Consider the following 11,815-nt stretch of genomic DNA (forward strand, 5'->3'; position numbering starts at 1 on the left):
GCCGAAAGGACAGTCGACGGGCTATGGGATGCAGTCGGCGCCGTCATCCCGCTCTTCAAGCCAGACGAATGCGCCAACTATTTCGCCGCTGCCGGCTATGAACCGGAATAGGCCGGATCTGCTCTAGGCGTTCGGCTATCCGGACAGAGCTTCCTGTAGAGGCCCTCCGATCCTGCATACTTAACCCAGTGGTTGACAATAGGCTCGACCGACATTATTAATCCGCATGGTTGAAGATAATCTCGACACGACGTTCACTGCCCTCTCGGATCCAACGCGGCGCGGAATGCTGGCGGACCTGATGCAAGGTGAGAAGTCCGTGGGCGAACTTGCTGCTCCATACGGAATGAGCTTCGCGGGGGCCTCCAAGCACGTCGCTGTCTTGGCGCGCGCGGGGCTGATTGATCGGCGTAAGGTGGGACGCAAGCAGCTTTGCCGCCTGCGTGCAGAGCGGCTGAAAGAAGCCAACGACTGGCTCCGCCAGTGGGAACGCTTCTGGAATACCCGCCTCGATGCTCTTGAAGCGGCCGTGAGGAGGGATGGAACTTGACCGCTACGCCAGTTCTGATGTTCGCGGGACGTTGCGAGGAAGCGCTAGGCTTCTATGCGACGACCATTCCCGAGAGCCGCATCGACACCATCGACAGGTATGGCGAAGAGGGGATCGCTCCCGCCGGTTCCGTACGCACGGCGACTGCGACCATCGCAGGGCTGACGATCAAAGCGCTTGATAGCCCGATTGTTCATGATTTCGGGTTCACGCCCGCAATCTCATTCTGGATCGACTGTGCCGGTGAGGCGGGGATCGAAAGTCTCGCAGCCAGGCTTGGCGAAGGTGGCAAGCTACTCATGCCGCTCGGCAACTACGGGTTCAGCACACGTTTTGCGTGGGTCGAGGACCGCTTCGGTGTTTCGTGGCAGCTCAACCTGGACTGAGGAGGAGAATGCGATGCAAGACCGGATTGCTCCGAATGCGCTGCGCTTCGAACGACTGCTTGATGCGCCCATCGAGAAAGTCTGGCGCTACCTGACCGAGCCAGACCTGAGGGCACAATGGTTCATGGCAGGGCCAAGCGACATGAGGGCCGGTGGAACGCTGGGTCTTACCATGAATCACGAACGGCTTTCCGATCAAGACGTGCCGGCGCCTGAACAATACCGCGCTTACAGCGGCCATAGCTGGAAAGAACGCATCACCCGCTTCGAGCCGCCGTTCCTTCTTGCGTTCACATGGGAGGACGGGGAGGCCGGCGAGGTCACCTTCGAACTGAGCCAGCAGGGGGCACAGACTCTCCTTGTCCTGACGCACACGGGATTGCGCGGTAGCGCCGACGCGATCAATTTCGGCGGTGGTTGGCATTCCCATCTGGCCGCCCTCAAAAGCCGCATCAAGGGCGAAGGCGTACCCAACTTCTGGGCGCTCCATGAGAAAGCGGAAGCTCTTATGGAAGAGGCGTTGCGCTAAGCTCGATACGATCAAACGCGAGGTGGGGTTTCGAGTACTGCTCGAACGTCCTTAAAGCTCAGTCTGATAATCTGTTACCCAGCTTAGCTCTGCCGAGAGTCCGGAGCTCTGTCGTACCGTTCAAGCTGGTCCCAGCGCTTCGCAATAAGCGGCCACGCCTTTCTGTTTACCAAATGACGTGGCTCGTCTCCGAGTATCATTTTCAATATATCGTCGACCGCTGTGCGGCTCATTCGTGCCATGGCTTCGGCGGTCACCCCTGCGACATGGGGGGAGAGAAGCGCGTTTGGCGCTGAGCGCAGTGGCGAGTCTGCCGGAAGCGGCTGATTGGCAAACACATCAAGGGCGGCTCCGCCGAGTTGGCCTGAGTGGAGCGCAGCGGCGACGGCGGCTTCGTCAATGATCGGGCCGCGGGCAACATTTACTAGAATGGCATTGGGGGGCATCGCCGAGATGATCTCTTCGCAAACGAGATTGTGCGTATGCTCACTCAGCGGGCAAGCGACGACGAGTATATCGGCTTTGGCGGCGACTTCGACGAGCGGTCGGAACAAGATGCCGTTTTCGTCCTCGCGCGGCCGGCGGGTCGCTGCGAGGACATTCATGCCAAAGCCATGTTTCGCGATCTGTGCGATCGCCTGTCCGATGCCGCCAAAGCCGACCAGGCCAAGAGTTTTGCCTGAAATTTCCGCCGAGCGTGGCGCGGCAGCGCGTAGGGTCTGCCATTTGCCGCTCCGGATACCGGCATCGTTTTCGGCGATCCGGCGCGCAAGGCTGATGACGAGACCGAAGACGTGTTCGGCGACGCTTCGGGCGTTGACGGAGGGCGTGTTCGTTACCGCTATGCCAAGACGGGTTGCTGCCTCGACCGGAATGAAATCGAGCCCAGCGCCATGGCGGACAAGGGCTCGAAGATGAGTGGCTCTTTCAAGTGCGGCCGCTGGGATGGCACGCCGAACAACCACGAAGGAGGCTCCTGCGATTTCGTGCTCGAAGCTTACAGGCCCTCCCTCATCGAAGGTCACGACTTCGGCATGATCGCCGAGCCGGGCCGCCTCGCATGCATCGATCGGATCGGTAAGCAGCACGCGAGGCAGTGGTGTTGATAGAATCATCGAACGTTTCGAATCAAGATTAGTCGACCTGCATCTGCGCCTTCTCGGCAACCGGGATCCACTGCTCCAGCTGGCGTTTCACGAAAGCCTCGGCCACACTCACGCTGCCGCCGACGGCCGTGATGCCCTGCTCTTCGAAAACCTTCTTGGTAGAGTCCTTCTGAAGAAATTCGTTCAGCGCCTCGTTGAGTTTAGTTACGACCTCGTCTGGCGTTTCGGCTGGAACGTAGACGCCCCACCAAGTGCTCACCTCGTAGCCGTCGACCGAGTCGGCGACTGTCGGTACGCCCGGCATCTGCTGGGTTTCCTTGGTTGTCGTGACGGCGAGTGCCTTCACCTTTCCGCTATCAACCAGCTCCGCGACGTTGGTGTAGTTGTCGAACAGGATATCCACGCGGCCAGCCATCAGGTCAGTCCGGGCCGGTGCGCTGCCGCCATAGGGAATGTGCACCATGTCAACATCCGCGAGGGACTTGAATAGCTCACCCGACAAATGGTTTGAGGAGCCGTTGCCGGCGGAGGCATAGTTTACCTCGCCCGGGTTCTCCTTGGCGTAGGCAATGAGTTCCTCGACGGTGTTGGGTCCGAAGTCGGGATGGGCGACCAGCACGTTGAAGGCCTCGCCCAGTACAATAGCGTGCTTCAGATCTTTTTCGGTGTCATAGGGCAGCTCGGGGAAGAGGCCTGGATTGACGCCGAATGCGAAGGGCGAAATGCCCATTGTGTGCCCGTCTGGATCGGAGCTTGCGACATATTCGGTGCCAACGACCGTTCCTCCGCCAGGACGGTTGTCGACCACGACGGACTGGTCCCAGCGCTCGCTGAAATCTTCCGAGATCATGCGAGCGACGGTGTCGTTGAAGCCGCCGGGTGGATAGGAGACGACGATGTTGATCGTGTCGGACGGATAGCTGTCCTGCGCGACTGCAGGCGCTGCGAATGCGAGCGTGCCGGCCATGGCGGAGAACGCGAGGATACGGGGTGTTCTGAGCATGATTTAGGTCCTCCCAAGAAAACGGCTGAACCCGACGCCTCCCACAGGTTATCAGGTCCGACATATCTGTCATAATATGTTACAGCTTTGTCGGTCAAGGGTTGTCAGCCAACTGAACCATAATCACGTGATCGAGCGCCGCATCATTTCTTGGCCGCGGGCGATGACACGAACCTGCGAACGTTCGAGATGGGTCAGCATCGCTTCGCGCGCAGCCTTTGGATCCTGAGCTTTGATCGCTTCGAAGATACTCCGGTGTTCGGCGAAGATCGCGGCGCGTCGCTCAGCCTGCCCGAGCTTCGAAAGATGGTAAGCGAGCGAGACGCCGAGATCGATGTCGTAGCCGATGATATCGAGCGCCTTCTCGTAGTGCTCGTTGCCGCCGGCCTTCGCGATCGCTCGGTGGAAAGCCTTATCAACATTGGGCCGCGCGTCCTTGTCGTCGAACCGCCGGAAATCTTCGAGCGCCTCTTCGATGGCGGCGAGATCGGTTGGACCGTTGCGAATCGCGGCATAATACGCCGCGTCCGGCTCGATGCTGCGGCGATATTCGAGCGCGTGCAGCATCACGGCCAGCCGGCTTTCCGCGTCTTTCGGCTTTGTGGGTGAACCGGTATCGGCGACGAACGAGCCCGAGCCCTTGCGCGAGACGATCAGCCCTTCGTCCCGCAGCCGGGTAAGGGCCTTGCGCACCACGGGGCGCGAGACCGCGAAGAGCCGGCAGAGCTCGGCCTCGGCGGGCAGCCGGTCGCCGCTGCGCATCTCGCCGGAGGCGATGAGCTTTGCCAGAGCCTTGTAGACCTCGTCGTTGAGGCTGCGCTGGTGCGCCGGGCGGATCGCATGTTCGATCGAGCTGAGATCGAAGCGTTTGGGCTGCGTCGAGATCCGATTCATGACCGGGCCAGCATCAAGAGTGGAGATATCCGGTGTCCCCAATCTCCAGGAGACTAGCGGCATGGGATTCGACCTCAGCAACAAGGTCGGCTGAAAGTTCCGAGCCATCTACCTTGAATGCAAGAGGGGCACTGCGCCAGCCTTTACCATAAGCGCGGAGGTGATCCATTGCCCGGTTGGCGTTGGAGAAGGCATTCGCCCCGCCTTCATTCGCGGCCGCGGCGAAGACCTTTTCGACGACCTCCGAGAGTGCGCCGGAGAGCTTGGCAGCCGCCTCGCCGTCGCCGCTTTCGTTGAGATCGAGGACCCGGCGGAGCGGCGTGGCAAGCGCATTGCCGGTGCTGAGAAGCCAGCCGTGATACGGCCCGGCAGGCTTCAGCGCTTCGAGATAGCCGCCCTCGGCGCCGCGCACCATGACGACGCCGTCATAGCCGTCCCGGTCCTTGGCGACGACATCCTCGCCGCTGCTGTCCTTGAACATTGTCACGCGCGGACTTGTCGCGAGAGCCGCCATCGTATCCGGCGCGATCGCGCACTGCGTGACCTGCGGCAACTGGTAAACCGCAACGGGAAGGGTGCTCGCCGCGAAAGCGTCCTCGAAATGCTTCCGGATCTGGTCCTGATCCGCATTCGCATCGACCGGCGGGCAGATCGCGACGCCGCGCAGGCGGGACTTAAGGCGTGGATGGGCTTCGAGCCGGTCTTCGAGATGTTCGAGACGGGCGATGACCTCGTCTGTCGTTGGCCGCAGAATACCGAAGAGAAGGGCGGCACCCTCCGGCAGATCGGGCGAATCGCCGAGATCGATCAGGGCGTCGAAGCGGGCATCGTCGAGTTCCCAGCCATCTCCTGTGGAGCCTGCCAGCATCACCTGCCGCACATGCGGGATCAGGCTGTTCCAATGTGCGAGCATTCTCTGGGCGTCGATGCCGCTGTCCGGCATGTAGTGCGTGAGGATCGGAACCCAAAGCGGATCGGCGGTGCCGGTGCGGAGGTCGAGGCTCAAGGAAAGCTCCTGTCAGTCTGGCAGATGAAATTTTTGCATACAGCTTGCGAATTTCTGTTACTTCATATTACAGAAAACCACAACGTCAGCATGACACCGAAATGGCTGGGAGTCGGTCGGTGGATAGGAGGACCATGAAGATCAGCGCAATTACCGTCCATCCGGTGTCCTACCGGGTGCCGGAGGGAACCGATTTCCGCATGGGTGTCGGGCGGATGGTCAAGCGGGATGCCGTTCTCGTGAAGATTGTCAGTGACGACGGTATCACCGGCTGGGCCGAAGCCCATCACGGCCGCTCGCCGGGCGCGATCGCCAAGCTCATCCAGACGACGCTGGCGCCGATGATCATCGGCATGGACCCGCGCGACAATATCGGCATCTGGCATCATCTCTATCTCGGCCATTTCGCGACCCATGGTTTCGGCGCGGGCACCGCGATTGCCATGAGCGGTATCGATCTGGCCCTCTGGGACCTGCGCGGCAAGGCGTCGGGCTGGCCGATCTTCCGTCTCGCGGGCGGCGGAGCGAAGAGGATCAAGGCCTATGCGGGCGGGCTGACCCTCGGCTACCAGTCGACGGAGACGCTCGTCGAGGAGGCTCAGGGCTACGTTTCCATGGGTTACAAAGCCCTGAAGCTCAGGCTCGGCGACACGCCGAAGCTCGACGCGGCGCGGGTCGAAGCGGTGCGCGACGCCCTCGGCGAAGACATCGACATCCTCTCCGACGTGAACGCCGCCTACGGGCTTGAGGAAGTTCGGCAGCTGATGCCGGCGCTCGACGCGGCGAATGTCGGCTGGCTGGAAGAACCGTTTCCGCCCTACGATTATCACGCTTATCGCAAGGCCTCCGAACTCGGCCGCACGCCGCTCGCGACCGGCGAGAACCACTACACACGCTACGAATTCCAGCGCCTTCTGGAGGACGATGTCGTCACGGTCCTCCAGCCGGATCTTTCCAAGGCTGGTGGCCTGACCGAGGTCTATCGCATCGCGGCCATGGCATCGGCGCGCAAGCAGCGGGTTAATCCGCACAGCTCGATGACGGCGCTCAACATGTTCGCCTCGCTGCACCTTCTCTCCTCAATCGACAATCCGGGCTATTTCGAAGCCGACGCGACGAGCTACAATCCGTTCCGGACCGATCTCGTCTCCGGTGCGTCGCTTGAGATCGACAAGGAGGGCTATCTGGTCGCGCCCGAAGGACCGGGGCTGGGTGTCGAGGTCGACGAGGATTTCGTCGCCCGCCATCCCCTCATCGACGGACCCTGCTACGTTCGATAGGAGATCCCGAGAATGTCTGGAATGCTGAAGGACCGCGATCTTCTCTCGGGTCTCCTCTTCCTTGCCATCGGTGGTGGTTTCTCCCTCGGCGCGCTCGATCTATCGATCGGCACGGCGCGCCGCATGGGGCCAGGCTATTTCCCGCTGATGATCGGCAGCCTCTTGGCGCTGATCGGACTGGCGCTCATGGTCAAGTCGATCATCCGGCGCAGGCCCGTTCCGATCGAGCGGCTCTATCTACGCCCCCTCGCTGGGCTGACGCTCTCGATCTGCACCTTCGCCTTCCTCATTGAGGAGGCGGGGCTCGTGCTCACCTCTATCGCGACCGTGATCGTTGCTGGCGTTGCCTCGAGCGAGACGAAATGGACCGAGAACGCGCTGATCGCGATCGGCATGTCGGCCTTCTCGGTGATCGTATTCAAGCTGCTTCTCGGCCTGCCGTTCCGGACATGGTGGTAGAATGGAGTCGCTCGCCAATCTCGCCCACGGTTTTGAGGTCGCGCTCGGGGTCGAAAATCTGCTCTATTGCCTCGTCGGCGTGGTGCTCGGCACTTTCGTCGGCGTGCTACCAGGCCTCGGCACGGTCACGGCGATCTCCATGCTCTTGCCGTTCACCTTTGGTCTCGATCCAATCCCCGCGATCATCATGCTCTCGGGCATTTTCTATGGCGGCCTTTTCGGCGGCTCGACGGCCTCGATCCTTCTGAACCTTCCGGGAACGCCGGCATCCGCCGTCGTCGCGCTCGACGGATACCCAATGGCGAAGGCCGGTCGCGCCGGCGTGCCGCTCTTTATGACGGCCGTCGCCTCCTTCGTCGGCGGCTGGTCGGCGATCTTCGCCGTCATCTTCGCCGCTCCCGCGATCACCCAGATCGCACTCGAATTCGGCCCCTCCGAATATTTCTCCATGATGCTCTTCGGGCTTCTCGCGGCGGCCTTTTTTGCGTCGGACTCCTTCCTGCGCGCAATTGGCATGGTGCTCGTCGGCATCCTGATGGGGCTTGTCGGCATGGACATCGTGTCGGGCATGATGCGTTTCACCTTCGGCATTCCGATCATGGCGGAGGGCCTCAGCTTCATCGTCGTTGCGATGGCGTTGTTCGGGCTTTCCGAAGTCATCCGTAATCTGGAACCAAACGCGGGCCGAGAGATCATTCAGACCGGCGGCGGATGGCGTTCCATGATGCCGACCCGTGACGAAGTGAAACGGTCGATCGGGCCGATGATTCGCGGCACCGGGGTCGGCGGCTTTCTCGGTGCGTTGCCTGGCGCAGGACCGACAATTGCCTCCTTCATCGCCTATGCGCTGGAGACGCGTGTGTCGCGCGAGCCGGAACGCTTTGGGAAGGGTGCGATCGAGGGCGTCGTCGCGCCGGAGGCCGCGAACAACGCCGCCGCCCAGACCGGTTATATCCCTACGCTGACGCTCGGAATTCCGGGCGATGCAGTGGGCGCGCTAATTCTTGGCATGCTTGTCATGAATGGCATTGCTCCGGGGCCGCGCGTGATCTCCAGTCATCCAGACCTGTTCTGGGGCCTTCTCGCCAGCATGCTAATCGGCAACTTTCTACTCCTGTGGGTGAACATTCCCTTCATCGGCATCTGGGTCCGAATTCTCTCGATCCCATACCGCATTCTTTATCCGATGATCGTGATTTTCCTCGCGATCGGCGTATACAGTGTGGCGAACAGCTCCTTCCAGGTTTTGCTTCTCGCCGGCCTCGGCGTGGTTGGCTATCTGTTTGCAAAGCTCAATTGCCCTGCGGCGCCGCTGCTCCTTGGGCTCATTCTTGGCCCAATGATCGAAGAGAACCTCAGGCGCGCGTTGCTTCTGGGACGCGGCAGCCCCACGATCCTCTTTGAGACCCCGATCAGCGCGGTCCTTCTTGTCATGTGCGGACTCCTGCTGGTGTCCATGGCGGTACGCGCCGCTATCGGCTTCCGACAAAAACGATGGCGGTCTCCGGCATGAGCGAGAGCTGTAGATCAGCTAAACCGAAGCATAGAGACCACGGATCAAAACCTTAAGTCTCCTTGTCTTCCCACGTCGACGTCAGCACATCGGCGTGTCATCTCGATCGAAGGCTGAGAAGGTCTCATTCTTGTCAAGAACTCCTTGGCGAACGAGTGCAAACGTTCGACTTTCGTATTTCAGGCGCGATACTTCTAGCGTATTATCTCCCGATTAGCTGGGAGCCGATCGCCAGACCCTGTCGACATCCTTTACCGACGACAATTCTCGCAATTTTTCAGGGGTCCAAGCTACGGTGAGCCGATACGTAAGCAGATGCTCGTCGGTCCATAACCGGGATCTTCGGGCGATTTGTTCGTGTAGACAAGCGAATGGCACCTTTTAACCTGCGATGCTCGGAAGCCGCCGGTCTCCTATCGGCCCCTCTCGGTCATAGAAGTTTACTGCAATCGATAGGCGCGATTTAGCGGCACCAAGGATTGCCGCTATTGGGCCAACGCTGGGATAGTCCTTCAGCAATCAACACGTCACCCGCATCGCGACCGTCCGCGAGGGTGACGGTGACCAGCGTGCGCCCGTAGTAGCCTTTGCCGTATTGAGTAAGAGAGTAGCCGCGAGACATGAGCGTCCGCAGCCGATCCCGAGCTGCATACCCTAGAGACCTTTCATTTGCGCATTCCGGTGATGATATCTCGGGCGTATCGATATTGGCGATCCGCCATTTGTCACCGTCCTGCCACCCCGTGTCACCGTCGACGATGCAGGTTACCCGCCGCTTCGCTCTGTTTCTGCCCGAACAGGCTGGGATAGGACCACGATAATGGGGTCTGGTCGCGGCTGTGGTCGACCCGACGCCTTCGGAGGCGTCATTGAAGCTAATGACCACAGGAAGCCGGGCAATTGTCTCGCCGGCCTGTAACTTGAGCCACTCAAACGCCTGCAGACGATCGAGCAAGTGAAACCGATCAGCGATGATCGGTGCGGCGAACACCACCACGCATGCGAGCATGAGAAGTGGCCAGAAGGTGGAGTTGGGCTTTGGCGCCCGCGGCTTATTTCGCCGCTGTCGAGCTTCTTGAAGACTGCTGACATTGCGAAGCCACACGTCGCGACTCTCTCGATGGCGTGTGATCTGCGTTCGTGGCCGTTTCGATTGCCAAGGGCTGTCCATACCGCAACGCTAACAACTGCTCGATAAGCTTTCGTCTATTCAGACTGAAAAATTCGCGATATCCCAACGGTGCAACCCTCTGTATCCAGATTGCACTCCAATAACCTGACGTTGCCACCGGTAGCGACCCATTCCAGGCCAGCTTAAAACATCTACCCTCAGGCTGTGTTACCGCCCCAACTTCGTCACGTTTTTCGGGACCGTTTACAGTGAGGTTGCCGCCGAGGGGGAACGGATGCGCCAACAAGTTTCAGCGGATAAAGAAAAAGAGCTCGGCGCTCGATTGCGCGGCTACCGAAATTATCGGGGTATGTCGCAGAGCGACCTGGGCAAGCATTTAGGTGTCACTTTTCAGCAGGTTCAGAAATACGAAAAAGGCGTCAACCGGATTTCCGGCATGCGCATCTTGGAAATTGCCAAACTCCTGGGAATTTCAGTGTCGACGCTGCTCGGGGAGGACAGCAGCGTTGAGCCTGTGGGCGAGATATCACCGGAGAGCTTGGGTTTGGTTCGCCGCTTGGAAGCTATGCCTAAGGCTTCGCGGCGGTCAGCAACAGAAGCAATGCTCCGCATTATAGATGCGATCGAGGGTGCCAATGCGGAACAGGATCCGACATGATGCATGCCCCCGATAGCGAAGTTTATTCACTAAACTTCTGACTGCACTGTATTTCAAACTGTGGCAGCGGAACGTGGCATGGGGCCCTCCGGGTGAACAATCATCAGGCCGTTCCTCCCAGCCTGTTCAGTCGTGCGATAAGTTCAGCCTGGCGATGCACGTGCAGCTTTTGGAAGATCGACTTCACATGCGTTCGGACTGTGGAAAGCGTATTCCCTCGTTGTTCAGCAATCGAAATCACCGAAATGCCGTCCCGCAGGGAGAGGGTGATAGCGATCTCGGTAGGGGTTAGACGGTAGCGCTCTTTCAAGATCTCCTCGAGCGGAGGTTTTCCGGTGGTGTAGAGTTCCACGTGGAAAGCGCGAGCATCGTGGCGCAATGATAGAGACACCGCAGCAGCATGGGGGAGGTCGCGGAGAGCAAGCGTTTTCCCGTTCGAGCCGGCGATCTCGACGTCGGGCTGGATCAACATGACACCTCCGGTGAAGCGCGCGTTGAGCTTTGCCTCTGCACGGGCGTCTTTCGCTCTCAGTCGTCCGAAGGATGTGTAGAGGAAGTCCTCCGATGCCAGCGCAGCCTCAGCCTGTCCCGTCGCATGAATGACATAGCCGCTTCCATCGGTCACCAGCACTCCCGTACTGGTCTCCAACAGCAGTCGATGAGCGTTACGCTCGCGCTCGGCCATTTCGCGTAACCGGCGTCTGACTTCAAACGCGCGCCTGAGATGGGGCGCAATTGCATTCAAGAAGCCCATCTCTCGGGGCGAAAACTCGCCGGCACGGTCTCCTCGATAGAGGAGAAGGGAAGACATGCATCTGGGCTCTCTCTCAACGACTAGCAGAGAGCCGTGCGTGAAACCCTGGGGGGTGAGGATGCCCTGAACGGAGGGATCGCGGCTCCATACGCCTTCTTCGATCCCATCGTGCATATCGAAGGCAGAGCCTACTGGACCCGTCATGAGCGCCTTGACGCCGATGTTGTCTTCGGGATTAGCGAATTGCTCGAAATGAAGTCTGACGCGTTCGGTATCAAAGCGGTAAGGAACCAACAGCGCCTGGTCCGAGCCGGAGATACTCCCTGCGTCGATGACGACGGTGCTCTCTCGGAACTGCCTGCTGAGGAGGTCGGCCAGCTCCGACCAACCTTCGTCGGTCTCGGAGACGGCGGCCTCATACATGAAGCTGATCAAAATCGAAACGTCGATCTGAAAACTCCACAGGCTGCTGCTACAACGGCCCACCGAGCAAATACTCTGCTTGAGCCCCGGTCAAGATGCTCCTCGTTCTGAAACGAAGAACC

General features: G+C 60.0%; 13 protein-coding genes and 1 pseudogene. 8 read left to right on the plus strand and 6 right to left on the minus strand.

Annotated features, from left to right (window positions below; all coding sequences use genetic code 11):
• From J3367_RS20430 to J3367_RS20445, 4 genes and pseudogenes are all read left to right on the plus strand, one after another.
• Positions 1-111, plus strand: a pseudogene (locus J3367_RS20430) (IS630 family transposase); the annotation flags it as partial.
• A gap of 115 nt (positions 112-226) precedes the next feature.
• Positions 227-550, plus strand: coding sequence for an ArsR/SmtB family transcription factor (locus J3367_RS20435; protein ID WP_024350032.1), 324 nt, complete (start codon positions 227-229; stop codon positions 548-550).
• Positions 547-936, plus strand: coding sequence for a VOC family protein (locus tag J3367_RS20440; protein ID WP_024350033.1), 390 nt, complete (start codon positions 547-549; stop codon positions 934-936). Before J3367_RS20435 ends, J3367_RS20440 begins: the two co-directional genes overlap by 4 nt.
• A gap of 13 nt (positions 937-949) precedes the next feature.
• Positions 950-1,465 carry an SRPBCC family protein gene (locus J3367_RS20445; protein WP_024350034.1) on the plus strand — a complete coding sequence of 172 codons (516 nt, stop codon included), beginning with the start codon at positions 950-952 and terminating at the stop codon, positions 1,463-1,465.
• 83 nt (positions 1,466-1,548) lie between these two features.
• On the opposite strand, the gene J3367_RS20450 is transcribed toward J3367_RS20445, so the two are convergent.
• From J3367_RS20450 to J3367_RS20465, 4 genes are all read right to left on the minus strand, one after another.
• Positions 1,549-2,580: an NAD(P)-dependent oxidoreductase gene (locus J3367_RS20450; protein WP_081651856.1), complete on the minus strand. Its 1,032-nt coding sequence runs from the start codon at positions 2,578-2,580 to the stop codon at positions 1,549-1,551.
• A gap of 19 nt (positions 2,581-2,599) precedes the next feature.
• Complete coding sequence (locus J3367_RS20455; RefSeq protein ID WP_421462486.1) at positions 2,600-3,574, minus strand: Bug family tripartite tricarboxylate transporter substrate binding protein; 975 nt, start codon at positions 3,572-3,574, stop codon at positions 2,600-2,602.
• Positions 3,575-3,697: 123 nt separating this feature from the next.
• Complete coding sequence (locus tag J3367_RS20460) at positions 3,698-4,468, minus strand: FadR/GntR family transcriptional regulator (protein ID WP_024350038.1); 771 nt, start codon at positions 4,466-4,468, stop codon at positions 3,698-3,700.
• A gap of 13 nt (positions 4,469-4,481) precedes the next feature.
• A complete protein-coding gene (locus J3367_RS20465) occupies positions 4,482-5,474 on the minus strand; it encodes a dihydrodipicolinate synthase family protein (RefSeq protein ID WP_024350039.1) in 993 nt (330 codons plus the stop codon).
• Between the two features lie 134 nt (positions 5,475-5,608).
• Here J3367_RS20465 and J3367_RS20470 point away from each other — a divergent pair, with 134 nt between their 5' ends.
• Genes J3367_RS20470 through J3367_RS20480 form a run of 3 tightly spaced genes read left to right on the plus strand, consistent with a single transcriptional unit; the run spans position 5,609 to position 8,726 of the window.
• Positions 5,609-6,754, plus strand: coding sequence for a mandelate racemase/muconate lactonizing enzyme family protein (locus J3367_RS20470; RefSeq protein WP_024350040.1), 1,146 nt, complete (start codon positions 5,609-5,611; stop codon positions 6,752-6,754).
• 12 nt (positions 6,755-6,766) lie between these two features.
• The gene (locus tag J3367_RS20475; protein ID WP_081651858.1) at positions 6,767-7,213 is read left to right on the plus strand and encodes a tripartite tricarboxylate transporter TctB family protein; all 447 of its coding nucleotides are present in this window, start codon (positions 6,767-6,769) and stop codon (positions 7,211-7,213) included.
• A 1-nt stretch (position 7,214) separates the two neighbouring features.
• Positions 7,215-8,726, plus strand: a complete 1,512-nt coding sequence (locus J3367_RS20480) for a tripartite tricarboxylate transporter permease (RefSeq protein WP_024350042.1) — start codon at positions 7,215-7,217, stop codon at positions 8,724-8,726.
• 463 nt (positions 8,727-9,189) lie between these two features.
• Here the strand turns inward: J3367_RS20480 and J3367_RS20485 are convergent, their stop codons facing one another.
• Positions 9,190-9,735, minus strand: coding sequence for a thermonuclease family protein (locus J3367_RS20485; protein ID WP_155898426.1), 546 nt, complete (start codon positions 9,733-9,735; stop codon positions 9,190-9,192).
• A gap of 397 nt (positions 9,736-10,132) precedes the next feature.
• Between J3367_RS20485 and J3367_RS20490 the strand changes: the two genes are divergently transcribed.
• A complete protein-coding gene (locus J3367_RS20490) occupies positions 10,133-10,516 on the plus strand; it encodes a helix-turn-helix domain-containing protein (protein WP_024350043.1) in 384 nt (127 codons plus the stop codon).
• Positions 10,517-10,619: 103 nt separating this feature from the next.
• Here J3367_RS20490 and J3367_RS20495 read toward each other — a convergent pair whose 3' ends face one another.
• The gene (locus J3367_RS20495; RefSeq protein ID WP_155898427.1) at positions 10,620-11,693 is read right to left on the minus strand and encodes a helix-turn-helix transcriptional regulator; all 1,074 of its coding nucleotides are present in this window, start codon (positions 11,691-11,693) and stop codon (positions 10,620-10,622) included.
• Between the last annotated feature and the right edge of the window lie 122 nt (positions 11,694-11,815).

This window comes from Aurantimonas sp. NFXS3 (assembly GCF_049132005.1).
GTDB classification, from domain to species: domain Bacteria; phylum Pseudomonadota; class Alphaproteobacteria; order Rhizobiales; family Rhizobiaceae; genus Aurantimonas; species Aurantimonas coralicida.